This is a genomic window from Stenotrophomonas sp. 10N36 (assembly GCF_056395005.1).
Genome location: NZ_JBFTIS010000006.1, coordinates 97844 through 114627 on the forward strand (window position 1 = coordinate 97844; position 16784 = coordinate 114627).

Consider the following 16784-nt stretch of genomic DNA (forward strand, 5'->3'; position numbering starts at 1 on the left):
GGACCCCCGCATGCACCTGAGCAGCACCAGCCTTCAGAACGGCCAGCCGATCGCGGCGGAATTCGCCGCCGGCGACGCCGCGGGCTTCGCCCCCAACCGCAACCCGCAGCTGGCCTGGAGCGAGGTGCCCGCGGGCACCCGTTCGTTCGCACTGCTGTGCATCGACCCCGATGTGCCGACCGTGCCGGACACGGTGGGCCGGCAGGACTGCACCGTGCCCCGTGACCAGCCGCGCGCCGACTTCGTGCATTGGGCCATGGCCGACATTCCGGCCACGGTGCACGAGATCGCAGCTGGCAGCTGCAGCGAAGGCTTCACGGTCAAGGGCAAGACCACGCCGGTCGGCCCGGCCGGGTCGCGCCAGGGCCTGAATGACTTCACCGGCTGGTTTGCCGGCAACCCGGACATGGCCGGCCAGTACCTGGGCTACGACGGCCCGTACCCGCCGTTCAACGACGAACGCGTGCACCGGTATTTCTTCCGGCTGTTCGCGCTCGACGTGGCGCAGCTGGACCTGCCGACGCCGTTCACCGCCGCCGATGTACATCGGGCGATGCACGGCCATGTGCTGGCCGAGGCCGCGTTGCATGGGACGTATACGTTGAACCCGGCGCTGGGTTGATCAACGGTCTGGTTGGCGCGTGCTTCCGGTCCCGACCAACGGTCGGTACCGGCCGATGACGAAGAAGGGCGGCCCATGGCCGCCCTTCTTCATTGTTGGCGCATACGGCGCCCGGGGGGCGTGTACCGACCAACGGTCGGTAGTTACCGGACCGTTTCCGACTCGACCACCGTGTCCAGCACGTAGGCCAGCGACGAGGCGTCGGCCGGCGGGTTGGCGATCTTGTAGCGCTTCACGCGCACCACGTTGCGCACACCGTCTTCGTGGGTGTAGCCCTCGATGGTGCCGTAGAAGTTCTCGAACGCGCCCGGGGTGCCCTGCTTGAGGCCCTTGTCGTCGAAGGCCACTTCGCGGGTCTGCAGGCACTGCATGTCCGGGATCATCGGGTGCGAGCACGGCTTGGTCGTCGCGGCCACTTCCAGGAACACCGTCTCGCCTTCGCCGCCGTAGCGGGTTTCGGCGGTCGGCTCGGGGGTGAAGACCAGCACGTCGCCGGCGGCGGTGTGCAGGGTGAGCTGGCCCTGGCCGGCCAGTTCAGCCTTGAGTGCCCCTTCCAGCCGCGAGCCCACGGCCTGGTCCAGCGCCATCAGCGCCTTGTCGGTGCAGGCCATCATGGTCGAGGCCATCGGCGACACGGTCAGGGTGCCGTCGGCCAGCGTATAGCCGCCGCCCATGCGGTTGCAGGTGTTGCTGACCGACAGGCGGCCGTCGTTGAAGTCCAGCGTCACCGGCTTGTCGGCACGGGCGAACAGGGCGTCCACGCGCTTGCCGCTGGCATCGGTGGCGCTGTCGAGCAGCCAGTGGTTGCCCTGCAGGCGCTGCACGTCCAGCTTGGCAGCGGCCTGGGTAGTGGCGGCGGCCGTCGGCGCGGGGGCGAGGTCGTCGCTGCCGGTGCCGGCCGGTGCGGTGGTGGACGGGTTGCTGCAGGCGGCCATCAGGGCCAGCGGCAGGATCAGCATCAGGGTGCGGGTGCGGTTCATGGACATCTCCTTGGGAACCCGGGGAAAAACGGTGCAGCGTACGAAACGGGGTCAGGCAGCTACCGGCGGTGTTCAGTTGCCAGCAGGCAACCACAGCAGCAGTGCCGCGCCGAGCGCGATGCGATAGAACGCAAACGCGGTGAATTTGTGCGACTTGATATAGCCCAGCAGCCACTTCACTACGACGAAGCCGGTGACGGCGGCGGCAAGGAAGGCCACGCCCACGTCGGTCCAGTTCTCGTTGCCGAGCTTGCCGTCCTTGGCCATTTCCAGGAACGCGTAGGCACTGGCGGCGAACATGGTGGGAATGCCCACCAGGAACACGAACTCGGTGGCTGCCGCGCGCCGGCTCAGGCCAAACAGCATCGCGATGAAGATCGCCGCTGCCGAGCGCGAGGTGCCCGGGAACACCCCGGCCACCACCTGCGCCAGGCCGACCAGGATGGCCACTTTCCAGGTCACCTCGTCGCGGTCGGGCAGGCGCGCGCTGTAGGTTTCCACCAGGATCATCCAGATGCCGCCGATGATCAGCGCCCAGGCCACCGGGGTGACCGTCTCGGGCAGCTCCCAGCCGGCCAGGCGCACCGGCAGGCCCACCACGGCGGTGACCAGGAAGGCGGTGCCCAGCTTCATCACGTAGTCGCGGTTGGCGCGCTCGTGCAGGCCGGTGGCCAGCGTCCACAGCCGCTGGCGGAACACCAGGGTGATGGCCAGGATTGCGCCGGCCTGGATCACGATGTTGAAGAAGTCCGAGCGCGCGCCCAGCCAGTGCTGGGCAATCAGCAGGTGGCCGGTGCTGGAGATCGGGAGGAATTCGGTAAGGCCTTCGAGGATGCCCAACAACAGGGCAGAGAGCAGGTCGGACATCGGGTGCTGGGACTCGGAATGGATGAAATCGCGGTAAAGCATAAAACATCAAACGCCGCACCAAATGTGTGCGTGGTGCGGCCATTGCACCGTTGTGGTGCGGCGGCTTCCGCGGCGGGCAAGGTGCGTGCCCAATGAAATCAACAACTTGTGAAGAATGAAAAGTTGGCACGGCGATTGCTCTACTCACTTACGCAATCATCCATCCGAGGGTTTCACCGATGTCCGTGGAAAACGTTGAGAAGCTGATCAAGGACAACCAGATCGAGTTCATCGACCTGCGTTTCGTCGACATGCGCGGTATCGAACAGCACGTCACCTTCCCGGTGAGCATCGTCGAGCCGTCGCTGTTTGAAGAAGGCAAGATGTTCGATGGCAGCTCGATCGCCGGTTGGAAAGGCATCAACGAATCGGACATGGTCCTGCTCCCGGACCCGGCCAGCGCCTACATCGACCCGTTCTACGCCGACCCGACCCTGGTGATCAGCTGCGACATCCTCGACCCGGCCACCATGCAGCCGTACGGCCGCTGCCCGCGCGGCATCGCCAAGCGCGCCGAGGCCTACCTGAAGTCCTCCGGCATCGCCGAGCAGGCCTTCTTCGGCCCGGAGCCGGAGTTCTTCATCTTCGACTCGGTCCGCTTCGCCAACGACATGGGCCACACCTTCTTCAAGATCGATTCCGAAGAAGCCGCGTGGAGCACCGGTGACAAGTACGACGGCGCCAACAGCGGCTACCGTCCGGCGGTGAAGGGCGGTTACTTCCCCGTGCCGCCGACCGACTCGCTGCACGACCTGCGCGCTGAAATGTGCAAGACCCTGGAACAGGTCGGCATCGAAGTGGAAGTGCAGCATCACGAAGTGGCCACCGCCGGCCAGTGCGAGATCGGCACCAAGTTCAGCACCCTGGTGCAGAAGGCCGACGAACTGCTGCGCATGAAGCACGTCATCAAGAACGTCGCCCACCGCAACGGCAAGACCGCCACCTTCATGCCCAAGCCGATCGTCGGCGACAACGGCAGCGGCATGCACGTGCACCAGTCGCTGTCCAAGGGCGGCACCAACCTGTTCTCCGGCGACGGCTACGGCGGCCTGAGCCAGATGGCGCTGTGGTACATCGGCGGCATCTTCAAGCACGCCAAGGCCATCAACGCCTTCGCCAACTCCGGCACCAACAGCTACAAGCGCCTGGTGCCGGGCTTCGAAGCCCCGGTGATGCTGGCCTACTCGGCCCGTAACCGCTCGGCATCGTGCCGCATTCCGTGGGTGTCCAACCCGAAGGCGCGCCGCATCGAAATGCGCTTCCCCGATCCGATCCAGTCCGGCTACCTGACCTTCACCGTGCTGATGATGGCCGGCCTGGACGGCATCCGGAACCAGATCGACCCGGGCGCACCGAGCGACAAGGACCTGTACGACCTGCCGCCGGAAGAAGAAAAGCTGATCCCGCAGGTCTGCTCCTCGCTGGACCAGGCCCTGGAAGCGCTGGACAAGGACCGCGAGTTCCTGAAGGCCGGCGGCGTGATGAGCGACGACTTCATCGACGGCTACATCGCGCTGAAGATGCAGGAAGTGACCCGCTTCCGCGCCGCCACGCACCCGCTCGAATACCAGATGTACTACGCCAACTGAGCAACCGGTGACGATGACGAAGGACTTCCCTCCCACCTTCGTCATCGTCACTGCTTTTCCGGCTGGGGAGCCGGCAAGGCACGTCGTAGAACGGACCGCCGGTCCGTTATATGCGGTAGAGCGGACCGTTGGTCCGTTACACCCGGTAGAGCGGACCGTTGGTCCGTTACACCCGGTAGAGCGGACCGTTGGTCCGCTGCACCACCAGGGGCAAGAGAGACCGGACGCGTGCCATGGGCCCCTCCTCCCTCCCGCGTCACCGCTACCGTTGCCCGCAAGGGCCCCGGCAGTGGCGAGGCCCATGCATCGTTCGGCGCACCAGGGGGCGGCCATGTGCAAGTGGCCGCCCGCTGACCTGACACCGGCCAGCAACACACCGCCGGTTCCATCCACCATCGGGACATGCGCATGAAACTGATCTCCGCCATCATCCGGCCGTTCAAGCTCGACGAGGTCCGCGAGGCCCTCTCCGATGCGGGCGTGTCGGGCATCACAGTGACCGAAGTAAAAGGCTTCGGGCGCCAGAAGGGCCACACCGAGTTGTATCGCGGCGCGGAGTACGTCGTGGATTTCCTGCCGAAGATCAAGATCGAAACGGTGGTCACCGACGACCGCCTGGACGCGGTGGTCGAAGCGATCCAGAACGCGGCCGGCACCGGCAAGATCGGTGACGGCAAGATCTTCGTGACCGCGGTCGAACAGGTCGTTCGCATCCGCACCGGCGAAATCGGCGCTGACGCGCTCTAACCCCACTCGGAGCCCACAATGAAGACCTCTTTGTTCACCGGGTGGCAAGCCCGGTTCCATGCCGTGTGCCTGTTGATGCTGGTCAGCGCACTGGCCGTTGGCGCCTTCTCCAGCACCGCGCAGGCCCAGGCGCAGGTCACCCCGGCACCGTCGGAGACGGTCGCGGTCGAGCCGCTGCCTGTTGCCGCCGCGCCGGCCGCACCGGCCGTCGAGGCTGCCGCCGCTGCCGCGCCCAGTTTCGATCACGGCGATGTGGCCTGGATGCTCACCTCCACCCTGCTGGTGCTGCTGATGGTGGTGCCCGGCCTGGCCCTGTTCTACGGCGGCCTGGTGCGTTCCAAGAACGTGCTGTCCATCCTCAGCCAGATCCTGGTGGTGTTCTCGCTGATCCTGATCCTGTGGGTGGCCTACGGCTACAGCGCGGTGTTCAGTGAAGGCAACGCCTTCTTCGGCTCCTTCACCGAGTTCGCCTTCCTCAAGGGCTTCACGCCCGACTCGGTCGGCAACACCCCGATCAAGGGCCTGCCCGACTATCTGTTCGTCGCCTTCCAGTCGACGTTTGCCGGCATCACCACCGCGCTGATCGTCGGTGCCTTCGCCGAGCGCATCAAGTTCAAGGCGGTGCTGCTGTTCTCGGCGCTGTGGTTCACCCTGAGCTACATCCCGATGGCCCACATCGTGTGGGGCGGCGGTTACCTGGGTGCGATGGGCGCGATCGACTTCGCCGGTGGCACCGTGGTCCACATCAACGCGGGCGTGGCCGGCCTGGTCGGCGCGTACTTCGTCGGCAAGCGCATCGGCTACGGCCAGACCGCGCTGAAGCCGCACAACGTACCGTTCACCTACATCGGCGCGATGCTGCTGTGGGTGGGCTGGTTCGGCTTCAACGCCGGCTCGGCGGCCGCCGCCGACACCGTGGCGTCGCTGGCCTTCCTCAACACCATCCTGGCTACTGCCGCGGCGGTGCTGGGCTGGACGCTGGTGGAAGCGGTGAGCAAGGGCAAGCCGTCGGCCTTGGGCGCGGCGTCCGGCGCGGTGGCCGGCCTGGTCGGCATCACCCCGGCCTGCGGCACCGTGGGCCCGCTCGGCGCGATCGTGATCGGCCTGGTGGCCGGCGTGGTCTGCGTGTGGGGCGTCACCGGTCTCAAGCGTCTGCTGCGCGTGGATGACACCGCCGACGTGTTCGGCGTGCACGGCATCGGCGGCATCGTCGGCGCGTTGCTCACCGGCGTGTTCAGCGCCCAGTCGCTGGGCGGCACCAAGGCCGATCTCGACATCGGCCACCAGGTCTGGGTGCAGCTGGTCAGCGTCGGCTTCACCATCGTCTGGTGTGCCGTGGTCACCGCGGTGATCCTGCTGGTGGTCCGCATGGTGTTCGGCCTGCGCGTCACCGAGGAAGCCGAGCGCACCGGTCTGGACGTCACCTCGCACGGCGAGTCGGCCTACGAGGCCTGATCGCCACGCAATGAAATGCCGGGCGCTGCCCGGCAACCAGCCAACCGTAGTGCCGGGCTCTGCCCGGCAACGCACCAAACAAGAAACGAGAGAGAGACGCAGTACCTTCGCCGGCGGCCTCCGGGTCGCCGGCTTTTTCTTGGTCAAAGGCACCACCGGCACCCACGCGCAGAATCCCGCACAATGCGTACATGCGCCCGATCCGCACCGTACTGCCGCTGTTCGCCTGTCTGCTGCTCGCTGCCTGCGCCAGCACCGGCATTCGCAGCCCACTCGCCAGCTGGGTGCCGTCGCCCAACTACAACGCCCGCAGCCCGGTCATCATCGTGCTGCACCACACCGACCAGCACTCGGTGCGGGAAAGCCTGGACACCCTGCGGAGCGCCAACAGCGGGGGCAAAGTCAGCGCGCACTATCTGGTCGGTGCCGACGGCCACATCTACCAGCTGGTGGGCGACGACCGCCGCGCCTGGCACGCCGGGCCGGGCCGCTGGGGCACCATCACCGACCTCAACTCGGCCTCGATCGGCATCGAGATCGACAACGACGGCGACACCCCGTTCGCGCCCGCGCAGATCGACGCCGTGATCCGCCTGCTGGACGACCTGTGCACCCGCCTGCGCATTCCGCGTACGCAGGTCATCGGTCATGCCGACCTCGCGCCCACCCGCAAGCAGGACCCCAGCCGCTTCTTCCCGTGGCAGCAGCTGGCCCAGGCCGGCTTCGGCGTGTGGCCGCGCGACAGCGACGGCGCCGCACCGGCAGGATTCGATGCGTACCTGGCGCTGCAGACCTTCGGCTACCCGCTGGACGACCGCGATGCCGCGGTCGGCGCATTCCATCGCCGCTTCCGCGGCCGCGACGACCTGCCCGCCACACTGGATGCCGAAGACGCCCGCATCCTGCATTCGCTGCTGCGGCAGACGCCATAACGGCCGCGCGATCCCAGGACCAATGACGATCCCACGCCTCATCGCCGCACGCCCACGTCCTGTGGCACTGGCCCTCACGCGCACCCGTGAACCGGTAGAGCCGACCGTTGGTCGGCTGCTCTCCCTCACACACCGCGCGYGGTCGCACCGCCAGCCGACCAACGGTCGGCTCTACGATTTTCAGCTGCGGCAGCCGACCAACGGTCGGCTCTACGATTCCAGCCGCGTCAGCCGACCAACGGTCGGCTCTACCATTCCAGGACCMTCGCCCATGACGATCACACGCCTCACCGCCGCATGCCGACTTCCGGCGGCACTGCTCATGGGCCTGGCCCTGCTGACCAGCTGCGCGGTGTCCCCGCAGCGCCCCAGCGCGCCCGGCAACACTTACGTCAAGGCCGCCTGGACCGCGTTGCCCGCCGTCTCCGATGCTGACCTGCAGGCCGGCTTCGCCGCGTGGCGCAGCAGTTGCCCGCGCCTGAAGACCGACACGACCTGGGCATCCACCTGCACGGCGGCAGCGACGGTCGACACCACGCCGGCCGCTATCCGCCAGTTCCTGCAGGAGCGCCTCGACGTCTACGCGTTACGCGCCGCCGGCAACCGCGCTGATGGCCTGATCACCGGCTACTACGAACCCATCTACCCGGGCAGCCTGACCCGCACCGCGCAGGCCACCGTGCCGGTCTACGGCGTGCCCGGCGACATGGTCAGCGTGCAGCTGGACAGCCTCTACCCCGAACTCAAGGGCAAGCGCCTGCGCGGCCGCGTCGACGGCCGCGTGCTCAAGCCCTACGACGATGCCGCGACGATTGCCGCGCAAGGCGTCAAGGCACCGGTGCTGGCCTGGCTCACCCATCCGATGGACCTGCAGTTCCTGCAGATCCAGGGCTCGGGCCGCATCGTGCTGGCCGATGGCCGCCACCTGCGCATCGCCTACGCCGACCAGAATGGCCACCCCTACCGCCCGATCGGGCGCTGGCTGGTGGAGCAGGGCGAGCTGAAAAAGGACGACGTCACCATGGACGCCATCCGTGCCTGGGCCATCGCGCATCCGGCCCGCGTGCCCGAGCTGCTGGCCAGCAATCCCAGCTATGTGTTCTTCACCAAGGGCCCCGACGGCGACGAAGGCCCGCGCGGCTCGTTGAACGTGCCGCTCACCGCCGGCTACAGCGTCGCGGTGGACCGCAACGTGGTGCCGCTGGGCAGCCTGCTGTGGCTGTCCACCACGCGCCCGGACGGCAGCCCGGTGGTGCGCCCGGTGGCCGCGCAGGACACCGGCGGCGCGATTGCCGGCGAGGTGCGTGCCGACCTGTTCTGGGGCACCGGCGATGCGGCTGGCAAGCTCGCCGGGGACATGAAACAGAAGGGCTTCATCTGGATGCTGTGGCCCAAGGGCGCGGCGTTGCCGAAGGCGCCGTAGGGACCGGTGCGTGAGGCCTGCTTCACGCACCGGTCCTATGCTCGCCGTTCGCATCCCGTTGGGGAGGCTTCCTGGCAAGGTGACTCGACTCGATGAGCGCATTCCCCGACCGTTTCGACGTCATCATCGTGGGCGGCAGCTATGCCGGCATGTCCGCGGCCCTGCAACTGGTGCGGGCCCGGCGCAGCGTGCTGGTGATCGACAGCGGCACCCCGCGCAACCGTAACGCGGTGGTCGCCCATGGCTTCCTGGGCCGCGAAGGCATGGCCCCGGCCGAGATCGCCGCGCAGTCGCGTGGCGAACTGATGCGCTATCCCACCCTGGCCTGGCTCACCGGGCGCGCCATACGTGCCGAGGTCCTGGGCGGTGGCAAGCGCTTCGACATCCACTGCGAAGGCGGCCAGCGCTTCTCGGCACGCCGGCTGATTCTTGCCTACGGCGTCACCGATACGCTGCCCGCCATCGACGGCCTCGCCGAGCGCTGGGGCAGGAGCGTGCTGCACTGCCCGTATTGCCACGGCTATGAGCTGCAGGAAGGCCGCATCGGGGTGGTCGGCTGCTCCGATGACGGCGGGGCCGGGCAGGCGCTGCTGCTGTGCGACTGGGGCAATGTCACCCTGTTCTGCAGCGATGCCGCGCGGATCGATCCGGCGCAGAAGGTGCGCCTGGACGCGTGTGGCGTGGTCATCGAAACGACGCCTGTGCTGCGCGTGGATGAGCAGGCCACCGTCGTGCTTACCGATGGCCGCCGCGTCGTCACCGATGCGCTGTTCGTCGCCCCGGTGTCGCGCCTGTCCTGTGACCTGGCTCAGCAGTTGGGGTGTGAGTTGCAGGACGCCGGCTGCATCACCGCCGATTCGGCCAAGCAGACCACCGTGGAAGGCGTGTTCGCCTGCGGCGACGCAGCCCGCATGGCGGGCAACATCGCCCTGTCGGTCGGCGAGGGCGCGCTGGCCGGTGTGGCCGTGCATCATTCGCTGGTCGGCCTGTTGGACTGAGGGGCCTTTGGCGCTACATTCGCGCAAGCGGCCCCTGCAACCGCGCATGTCCGGCCGAAAAGAATGGAAGGGAACGTCCATGCAGGTCAAACGCATCATCGCCAACATGCGCACCGAAGACCCCACGCTCGCCGATCGGTTCTACCGGGACATCCTCGGTCTGGAGCTGGCGATGGACCATGGCTGGATCCGTACCTATGCCAGCCCGAACCACATGACCGTGCAGGTCAGCGTTGCGCAGGAGGGCGGCTCGGGGACCGACGTGCCCGACCTGTCCGTGGAGGTGGATGACCTGGAGGAAGCGCTGCGCAGGGTGAAGGCAGCGGGCATTCCACTGGTCTACGGGCCGACCAGCGAACCCTGGGGCGTGCGACGGTTCTACGTGCGCGACCCGTTCGGGCGGCTGGTCAACATTCTGCAGCACGCGTAGATGGTCATGGACGCGACGTATCCGACGTGCCTGGACACCGCCGATGACGCCACTGCCTGCGCCTTCTTCTGGACGGGCCTGGCGCTGGGCATCCTGCACGTGGATGCCAGCAAGGAATGGGCATACGCCAGGATCGACGCGCGGGACGCGCCGGCCATCGAGATCATCGAGATGGCCACGGCATGTTGGAGAACATCAAGGCAACCCATCTGAGCTGCTATCTGGACCGACGATGGGTCCTGGAAGAATCTTCGCCTTCGCGGGCGCAGCCCGAAGATCTCTGACTATATCCTCAAACGCTCGGCTGACTGCGATCTCATTGCGGTCACTGGCGATGAAGCGGTCGCACGAGGCAACATAGTCGAAGGCGAGCCCGTACCGTCCGCCAACATCCTTCATGGGTACGCCCCACGCTCGATTCGTGGACCGCTCCCAGAGCCAGCAGGCAACGCGGTTCAGGGGATCGCCGTCATGGGTATCCAGCAGAATCCAGTCGTCACGCAGCAGTACCACGTTCACCTGCGCCGGCATCCAGCGGGCGCTTGAGCCACGTGGCCCTCTCAGCAGCGCAGAAACATCTTGACGGCTGCTACTCCAATCCATCAGATCGATGTCGTAAAGGAATGCCTCGTCATGAGCATCCGTATGGGAGAACAGCAGGATGCTTCCATCGCGGACCCCGGACGGAGCGTGGGCCTGTACCGGGCCAACCCCTCGTGGCGCGGGCAGCTCGGTAACGCCCGCACCATCGAGTGCAAAAAACCTGTTCCATGCGTACGCGATGACACGATCACCCGCAGCCGCTGACCAGAACACGTCCCGTTCCGTGAACGACCTCCACCCTCTCTCGGAGGCCAGCAGCAGTTGTTTGCCTGCGATCATCTCGCCATCCCGGTTGTATCGGCTCCAGAAAAGGGCCTCCGGCAGGATGCGGCCGAATCGCGGCCGAACGGAAAACACCACAATCTCATCGCCGACCCAGGCACCCAGCACAGCGTCGGTCAACGGGGCGCCGTCGCAGCCTGGAGGTGGAGCGGCCAGCGTTGTCCATGTGCGTTTCTCTTCCGAGAAAAGCCGAAAGACAACGCATCTGGTTTGTCGACACCAGGCCTTGGCAAGCGCATGCGTCTGGGCAGCATTGCGGCTGAAAGAGGAAAGATCGGGAGAAAAGTTGTAGCCCAGGTCCCCGAAAAGCACCAGCACCGGCTGGTGTGGCAATCCGACTACATCAAACATGCGGCCGTCAGGGTCTGATACCAGCAACCGATCCCGAACGGCTACTGCCGGCCCGTGAGATGGAAGACGGTCGTGACCGTGATCGTCAACGTGCGTGAGGCGAAGTGAGTGAATGCTCTCAACTAGGGGGCGCATGCTTCCTCTCGTTGTGTCGAAACAGATATACGCGGCTATCGACCGTCCGCTACGCCACTGCGCTTGGGCGGGTCGGTGGTGACCGTGGCAATGCCGCCAAGCAACGCCTCACACAATTGTAGATAGGTCACGTGGCGTAAACAGGGCTCGCGCCGCTGATCCAACTGTGCTTCGGGGATCTTCTCGACATGGGACCTGGAGCAGCCGACCAACGGTCGGCTCTACCGGGATGTTGTGTAGCCGACCAATGGTCGGCTCTACCGGGATGTTGTGTAGCCGACCAATGGTCGGCTCTACCCCGGCACGCTGACCAGGATGAATGGAGACGCGAGAGACAGGGTGTCGTCCCCGGTTGCCCGCTGTTTGTGATTCAACCCCTTTCGCTTTTGCACTACATTGGTGCAATGACCTCCGCACTAGCCCCTCCCGCCCTTGACGTCCTAGGCACCCCGGTTGCCTGGGCCGACGCCAGCGGCCGCGTGGTGGGCTGCAACCCGGCGTTCGCGCGCTGGCTGGGGGTCAGCGTGCGCCGCCTGATCGGCCAGCCGCTGGCCTCCCTGGAAGTGCAGGGCGAGGCGCTGGCCCACTTCCTGGCCCGTGATGAGCGCGACACCCTGCGCCTGCACCGCCTGGCCCTGGCCTTGCCGGGCGACGCGCCGCGTTTCGCCGAAGGCTGGCTGAGCCGGTGGGACGAAGGCGGCTGGCTGCTCGAAGCGCATCCGGTGGACGAGTTCCCCGGGCTGGACCCCACCCAGGCCCTGCCCAGCGCGCTCAGTGCGGCGCTCAAGGGCCTGGCCCACGAGCTGCGCAATCCACTGGCGGGGTTGAAGGGCGCGGCCCAACTGCTGGCCAGGCGCAATGCGCAACGGGCCGCCGATGAGCGCGACCCGGACGAGCGCGAGCTGATCGAACTGATCGGCTCGGAGATCGAGCGCCTCAACGGCCTGCTCGAACAACTGCTGTCGCCGGCCCCGGCCGCGCCGCACGCGCCGCTCAACATCCACGCCTCGCTGGAGCGCGTGCTGCGCCTGGCCGAAAGCGAAGGCGGCTGGGCGGTGCGGCTGCAGCGCGACTACGACCCCAGCATTCCCGAATTCGACGGCGACGCCGACCGCCTTACCCAGGCGGTCTGGAACCTGGTGCGCAACGCGATCCAGGCCGGCGCCGGCAGTGTGACCCTGCGCACCCGGGTAGAGCACGGCGTGCGCATCGGCGACCAGGTGCACCCACTGGCGCTGCGCCTGGAGATCGCCGACGACGGCCGCGGCGTACCCGAGCAGCTGGCCGAGCACCTGTTCCTGCCGCTGGTGAGCGGCCGCGCCGAAGGTACCGGGCTGGGCCTGGCGCTGGCCCAGCAGGTGGCGCGCGAACACCGCGGCACGCTGACCTACCGTTCGCGACCGGGGCATACCGTCTTTACCGTGCTGCTGCCGATCGGCCACGGCACGCCCGCCGAGGAGACCGCCCATGGCGGATGACACCGACAGCACCGCCCAGCGCGTCTGGGTGGTCGATGATGACCGCGCGGTCCGCTTCGTGCTGTGTACCGCGCTGCGCGACGCCGGCTACCGCGTGGAGGGCTTCGACGGCGCGGCCTCGGCGCTGGCCATGCTCGAGACCCAGCCGCCACCGGACCTGCTGTTCACCGACGTGCGCATGCCCGGCGACGATGGTCTGGTGTTGCTGGACAAGCTCAAGGCCGCGCACCCGCAGCTTCCGGTGATCGTAATGTCAGCCTATACAGACGTGGCCAGCACCGCTGGCGCGTTCCGCGGCGGTGCACAGGAGTTCCTGTCCAAGCCGTTCGACCTCGACGATGCGGTGGCGCTGGCCCAGCGCGTGCTGCCCGCGCCCGATGCGCTGGCCGATGCGCCGGCACCCGCTGCCGTGGAGCCCATGCCCGACCAGCGCCCACAGCTGGTGGGCGACACCCCGGCCATGCGCGCGCTGTTCCGCGCGATCGGGCGGCTGGCGCAGGCGCCGCTGTCGGTACTGATCAACGGCGAAACCGGCACCGGCAAGGAACTGGTCGCACATGCGCTGCACCATGAATCGCCGCGCGTGCAGGGGCCGTTCGTGGCGCTCAACACCGCGGCGATTCCTTCCGAGTTGTTGGAAAGCGAACTGTTCGGCCACGAGGCCGGCGCGTTCACCGGCGCGCAACGGCGCCACGTCGGCCGCTTCGAGCAGGCCAACGGCGGCACCTTGTTCCTCGATGAGATCGGTGACATGCCGCTGCCGCTGCAGACGCGGCTGCTGCGCGTGCTGGCCGAGGGCGAGTTCTTCCGTGTGGGTGGGCGCGAGCTGATCCGGGTCGACGTGCGCGTGATCGCCGCGACCCACCAGGACCTGGAGTCGCTGGTGGCGCAGGGTCGCTTCCGTGCCGACCTGCTGCACCGGCTGGATGTGGTGCGGCTGCGCCTGCCGCCGCTGCGCGAGCGTCGCGACGATATCACCCAGTTGGCCGATACCTTCCTGGCCGCGGCGGTGCGCAAGCTGGATGCGCCGCCCAAGCGGCTCACCGCGGCCGCGCTACAGGCGCTGCGCGAACATGACTGGCCCGGCAACGTACGCGAGCTGGAAAATGTGTGCTGGCGCATGGCAGCCCTGGCCGCCTCGGACACCATCGGGGTGGCCGATGTGGACAGCGCGCTGCATCGCGGCGGTGGTCCGCGCACCCGCGCGGCGGGCGATCCGGGCCAGTGGGAAACCCTGCTGTCGGCCTGGGCGCGCCAACGCCTGGCCGAAGGCGCCGAAGGCCTGCACGCGCAGGTGCGCGACCGGGTGGACCAGGCACTGCTGGAAGCGGCCCTGCAGATCACCCACGGGCGCCGGGCCGAAGCGGCCGCGCGCCTGGGCATGGGCCGCAACACCCTGACCCGCAAACTCGGCGCCGGGCGCCGTCGGGGCGGATGAACCAGATGTCCACGGCATGTGTGCACGGCGTCCGTGCCGCTTTCATGGTGTGTGGACGAGCACGTCGTTAGTTTGCAACCAAGGAGTTTTCCATGCGCAGTTCTTCCATCGTCCTCGGTGCAGCGGTTGCCCTCGGCCTGGCCGCCTGCGGCAGCACGCCGCCACCGCGCCCCACCGCCCCACCGGTGCCGCTGGTGAGCACGGCAAAGATGGCCGAAGCCAACCTGTCGTCGGCGTCGGCCAGTCTGGTCAGTGGGCGCCTGGCGTTGGTGCCTGACGCGCAGGGCGTGCATATCACCGGCGTCATCGGTGGCCTGCAGCCGTTGCAGACGGCGGCGTTCCACGTGCATGAGCGCGGCGATTGCAGCGCGGTGGATGCCAGCAGCGCGGGCGGACATTTCAACCCGGGCGCGCAGCCGCATGGCCGCAACAGCGCCGGCGCGCACCACGCCGGCGACATGGACAACCTGCGCGCCGATGCGCAGGGACGTGCCAACGTGGATGTGCGGCTGCCAGCGGTGACGCTTGGCGGCGGCGCAGCCACTGATATCGCCGGGCGTGCACTGGTGGTGCATGCCAACGCCGACGATTACCGCAGCCAGCCCGCCGGCAATGCCGGCGCCAGAATCGCCTGCGGCGTCATCCGGGTCACGCGCTGATCGCGCAGCCCGACGCCGCTTTTTCCATCGCTACCCGCAAGGAGTTCCACATGCGCCTGATCCACACCTCGCTGTTCGCCGCCATCGCCGCGCTCGGCCTGACCGCCTGCAACAAGCCGGCCGACACCACCCCCGAAGCGACCCCGGCGGCTGAAGCCACGGCCGCCCAGCCGACCGCCGAATCCACCCCCGACGCACCGCCGGCCATGACCAGCGAAGCGCACGCCAACCACGGCGCCGCCGCCGAACTGGCCCCCACCAAGGACAGCACCGTCAAGGGCAACGTCACCTTCAGCGTGGTGGACGGCAAGGTGCACGTGAAGGGCGAGGTGAGCGGCCTCAAGCCCAACTCCGAGCACGGCTTCCACATCCATGAGAAGGGCGATTGCAGCGCACCGGACGGCGCCAGCGCCGGCGGTCACTTCAACCCGGGCAAGGAAGACCACGGCAGCGTGGCCGCCACCCCGCACCACGGCGGCGACATGCCCAACATCAAGGCCGACGCCCAGGGCAACGCCGTCGTCGACGCGGATGTGTCCACCAACGTCAACATCGGCAAGGGCGATGATTTCGACATCATCGGTCGCGGCCTGATCGTCCACGCCGACGCGGACGACTACAAGACCCAGCCGACCGGCAACGCCGGTGCGCGCCTGGCCTGTGCGGTGATCAAGGCCGCGCCGTAACCGACGCGATGCAGAATGAAAAACGCCGGCGACTGCCGGCGTTTTTTTGAGCGTTGGTAGAGCCACGCCATGCGCGGCTGCAATCGGCAATACCGATGTGCGGAGGAGCCGGCCAGCGGCCGGCACTACCGTCAGCGGGTGAGCAGCGCGCGCGCGTCCTGGCCGGCTTCGCAATGCACGAACAACACCGGCAGGCCATGCGCTTCGAGCACAGCGGCCATCTGCCGCTGGCGCATCAGGAACTGGTCGTAGATGCCCTGCAGGCGCTCGCAATCGCCGGTGCCGTGGTTGTAGAACGCGCACCAGCCGGCGGGATCGAACAGGGCCATACGCACTTCGCCATCAGCGTATCGAAGCAGCGGCTCCGGTGCGGCATCCAGCCATTCTTCAACGTGCGGCGCCATCAGGGCGGTTTCGATCACCGGCCACAGGGCGGCCAGGCCCTGGTTGTCGTACTGCATCGACATCATCGCGGCGAGGTCGTTCACCGTGAAGAAGCGCGCGTGCTCGATCTGCGCACCGAAGGCCGTCTGCGCCAGCAGCGCGGTGTCCGGCTGGGCCATGCCCTGGGCCAACAGCACGTCTTCCAGCGCCTCGGCCACGGCCTGGGTCTGCGCCACTTCGGTGCCGGTCAGCAGGAACGGCACCACGCGCAGGCCACCGCCGGTCAGTGCGGCCTCGGCCTGGAACGGCAGTGGCACATCGCCGTCTGCACCGGCACCGAACGCCAGCAGGCGCGGGCCCTGGCTGCGGCCGGGGGCGCGCATCTGCAGTTCTTCCAGGCGGCGGTGCACGGGCCAGCCCGGGCGCAGCACTTCGGCCGGATCGAAATGCGCGCCGGCGAACACGAAGTCCAGCCCACTGACGCCGGGGACCAGCTTGGCCAGGTCGCGGCCGACGCGCTCGGCCAGTTCGCCAGCCTGTTCGGAGGACAGCGCGGCATGGCGCGGCGCGTCGCCGCCGGCCAGTTCCAATGCCAAGACGCCAAGGGCATTCATGCCGGGGTCGGGTTTGCTCATGGTTTCACGGTTGGCCCATCACAGGGCGGCAGCTACACTTGCCCCCAT

At 67.7% G+C, this 16784-nt stretch carries 17 protein-coding genes; 13 read left to right on the forward strand and 4 right to left on the reverse strand.

Translation table 11 applies throughout. The features are described from left to right. Positions 1 to 10 precede the first annotated feature (10 nt). Positions 11 to 622 (forward strand): YbhB/YbcL family Raf kinase inhibitor-like protein, encoded by a 612-nt coding sequence (locus AC1DCJ_RS08320; RefSeq protein WP_478070662.1) that lies wholly within the window; start codon positions 11 to 13, stop codon positions 620 to 622. 143 nt (positions 623 to 765) lie between these two features. Here the strand turns inward: AC1DCJ_RS08320 and AC1DCJ_RS08325 are convergent, their stop codons facing one another. Beyond that, positions 766 to 1602, reverse strand: a complete 837-nt coding sequence (locus AC1DCJ_RS08325; RefSeq protein WP_478070663.1) for an META domain-containing protein — start codon at positions 1600 to 1602, stop codon at positions 766 to 768. Positions 1603 to 1674: 72 nt separating this feature from the next. Continuing rightward, positions 1675 to 2469, reverse strand: a complete 795-nt coding sequence (locus AC1DCJ_RS08330) for an undecaprenyl-diphosphate phosphatase (RefSeq protein WP_038692685.1) — start codon at positions 2467 to 2469, stop codon at positions 1675 to 1677. A gap of 221 nt (positions 2470 to 2690) precedes the next feature. Here AC1DCJ_RS08330 and glnA point away from each other — a divergent pair, with 221 nt between their 5' ends. From glnA to AC1DCJ_RS08370, 8 genes are all read left to right on the forward strand, one after another. Continuing rightward, on the forward strand, positions 2691 to 4100 hold the full coding sequence (glnA, locus tag AC1DCJ_RS08335) for a type I glutamate--ammonia ligase (RefSeq protein WP_038691327.1): 1410 nt from the start codon (positions 2691 to 2693) through the stop codon (positions 4098 to 4100). 408 nt (positions 4101 to 4508) lie between these two features. Next, a complete protein-coding gene (locus AC1DCJ_RS08340; RefSeq protein WP_026070924.1) occupies positions 4509 to 4847 on the forward strand; it encodes a P-II family nitrogen regulator in 339 nt (112 codons plus the stop codon). 18 nt (positions 4848 to 4865) lie between these two features. Then, the gene (locus AC1DCJ_RS08345) at positions 4866 to 6302 is read left to right on the forward strand and encodes an ammonium transporter (protein WP_478070664.1); all 1437 of its coding nucleotides are present in this window, start codon (positions 4866 to 4868) and stop codon (positions 6300 to 6302) included. 191 nt (positions 6303 to 6493) lie between these two features. Further along, positions 6494 to 7234 carry an N-acetylmuramoyl-L-alanine amidase gene (locus tag AC1DCJ_RS08350; RefSeq protein ID WP_478070665.1) on the forward strand — a complete coding sequence of 247 codons (741 nt, stop codon included), beginning with the start codon at positions 6494 to 6496 and terminating at the stop codon, positions 7232 to 7234. A gap of 271 nt (positions 7235 to 7505) precedes the next feature. Further along, entirely contained in the window at positions 7506 to 8657 is a 1152-nt protein-coding gene (gene mltA, locus AC1DCJ_RS08355; protein WP_478070666.1) for a murein transglycosylase A, read from the forward strand. A 92-nt stretch (positions 8658 to 8749) separates the two neighbouring features. Then, positions 8750 to 9655, forward strand: coding sequence for an NAD(P)/FAD-dependent oxidoreductase (locus AC1DCJ_RS08360; RefSeq protein ID WP_478070667.1), 906 nt, complete (start codon positions 8750 to 8752; stop codon positions 9653 to 9655). A gap of 79 nt (positions 9656 to 9734) precedes the next feature. Beyond that, the gene (locus AC1DCJ_RS08365) at positions 9735 to 10085 is read left to right on the forward strand and encodes a VOC family protein (protein WP_478070668.1); all 351 of its coding nucleotides are present in this window, start codon (positions 9735 to 9737) and stop codon (positions 10083 to 10085) included. 6 nt (positions 10086 to 10091) lie between these two features. Beyond that, complete coding sequence (locus AC1DCJ_RS08370; RefSeq protein ID WP_478070669.1) at positions 10092 to 10298, forward strand: hypothetical protein; 207 nt, start codon at positions 10092 to 10094, stop codon at positions 10296 to 10298. On the opposite strand, the gene AC1DCJ_RS08375 is transcribed toward AC1DCJ_RS08370, so the two are convergent. Next, complete coding sequence (locus AC1DCJ_RS08375; RefSeq protein ID WP_478070670.1) at positions 10281 to 11321, reverse strand: hypothetical protein; 1041 nt, start codon at positions 11319 to 11321, stop codon at positions 10281 to 10283. The two genes, AC1DCJ_RS08370 and AC1DCJ_RS08375, sit on opposite strands and share 18 nt — an antisense overlap. A 539-nt stretch (positions 11322 to 11860) precedes the next feature. Here AC1DCJ_RS08375 and AC1DCJ_RS08380 point away from each other — a divergent pair. From AC1DCJ_RS08380 to AC1DCJ_RS08395, 4 genes are all read left to right on the forward strand, one after another. Next, the gene (locus AC1DCJ_RS08380; RefSeq protein ID WP_478070671.1) at positions 11861 to 12934 is read left to right on the forward strand and encodes a two-component system sensor histidine kinase NtrB; all 1074 of its coding nucleotides are present in this window, start codon (positions 11861 to 11863) and stop codon (positions 12932 to 12934) included. After that, positions 12924 to 14372 (forward strand): nitrogen regulation protein NR(I), encoded by a 1449-nt coding sequence (ntrC, locus tag AC1DCJ_RS08385; RefSeq protein WP_478070672.1) that lies wholly within the window; start codon positions 12924 to 12926, stop codon positions 14370 to 14372. The genes AC1DCJ_RS08380 and ntrC overlap by 11 nt, the downstream gene beginning before the upstream one ends. Positions 14373 to 14464: 92 nt before the next feature. Continuing rightward, positions 14465 to 15031 (forward strand): superoxide dismutase family protein, encoded by a 567-nt coding sequence (locus AC1DCJ_RS08390; RefSeq protein WP_038691308.1) that lies wholly within the window; start codon positions 14465 to 14467, stop codon positions 15029 to 15031. A 50-nt stretch (positions 15032 to 15081) separates the two neighbouring features. Beyond that, positions 15082 to 15717 (forward strand): superoxide dismutase family protein, encoded by a 636-nt coding sequence (locus AC1DCJ_RS08395; protein ID WP_137191375.1) that lies wholly within the window; start codon positions 15082 to 15084, stop codon positions 15715 to 15717. Between the two features lie 131 nt (positions 15718 to 15848). Here AC1DCJ_RS08395 and AC1DCJ_RS08400 read toward each other — a convergent pair whose 3' ends face one another. Next, entirely contained in the window at positions 15849 to 16736 is an 888-nt protein-coding gene (locus AC1DCJ_RS08400) for a hypothetical protein (RefSeq protein WP_478070673.1), read from the reverse strand. Positions 16737 to 16784: the final 48 nt, after the last annotated feature.

Coding starts and splice junctions, on each gene's coding strand:
- AC1DCJ_RS08320 (WP_478070662.1), top strand. CDS start 11: ATGCACCTGAGCAGCACCAGCCTTCAGAACGGCCAGCCGATCGCGGCG.
- AC1DCJ_RS08325 (WP_478070663.1), bottom strand. CDS start 1,602: ATGAACCGCACCCGCACCCTGATGCTGATCCTGCCGCTGGCCCTGATG.
- AC1DCJ_RS08330 (WP_038692685.1), bottom strand. CDS start 2,469: ATGTCCGACCTGCTCTCTGCCCTGTTGTTGGGCATCCTCGAAGGCCTT.
- glnA (WP_038691327.1), top strand. CDS start 2,691: ATGTCCGTGGAAAACGTTGAGAAGCTGATCAAGGACAACCAGATCGAG.
- AC1DCJ_RS08340 (WP_026070924.1), top strand. CDS start 4,509: ATGAAACTGATCTCCGCCATCATCCGGCCGTTCAAGCTCGACGAGGTC.
- AC1DCJ_RS08345 (WP_478070664.1), top strand. CDS start 4,866: ATGAAGACCTCTTTGTTCACCGGGTGGCAAGCCCGGTTCCATGCCGTG.
- AC1DCJ_RS08350 (WP_478070665.1), top strand. CDS start 6,494: ATGCGCCCGATCCGCACCGTACTGCCGCTGTTCGCCTGTCTGCTGCTC.
- mltA (WP_478070666.1), top strand. CDS start 7,506: ATGACGATCACACGCCTCACCGCCGCATGCCGACTTCCGGCGGCACTG.
- AC1DCJ_RS08360 (WP_478070667.1), top strand. CDS start 8,750: ATGAGCGCATTCCCCGACCGTTTCGACGTCATCATCGTGGGCGGCAGC.
- AC1DCJ_RS08365 (WP_478070668.1), top strand. CDS start 9,735: ATGCAGGTCAAACGCATCATCGCCAACATGCGCACCGAAGACCCCACG.
- AC1DCJ_RS08370 (WP_478070669.1), top strand. CDS start 10,092: ATGGACGCGACGTATCCGACGTGCCTGGACACCGCCGATGACGCCACT.
- AC1DCJ_RS08375 (WP_478070670.1), bottom strand. CDS start 11,321: ATGTTTGATGTAGTCGGATTGCCACACCAGCCGGTGCTGGTGCTTTTC.
- AC1DCJ_RS08380 (WP_478070671.1), top strand. CDS start 11,861: ATGACCTCCGCACTAGCCCCTCCCGCCCTTGACGTCCTAGGCACCCCG.
- ntrC (WP_478070672.1), top strand. CDS start 12,924: ATGGCGGATGACACCGACAGCACCGCCCAGCGCGTCTGGGTGGTCGAT.
- AC1DCJ_RS08390 (WP_038691308.1), top strand. CDS start 14,465: ATGCGCAGTTCTTCCATCGTCCTCGGTGCAGCGGTTGCCCTCGGCCTG.
- AC1DCJ_RS08395 (WP_137191375.1), top strand. CDS start 15,082: ATGCGCCTGATCCACACCTCGCTGTTCGCCGCCATCGCCGCGCTCGGC.
- AC1DCJ_RS08400 (WP_478070673.1), bottom strand. CDS start 16,736: ATGAGCAAACCCGACCCCGGCATGAATGCCCTTGGCGTCTTGGCATTG.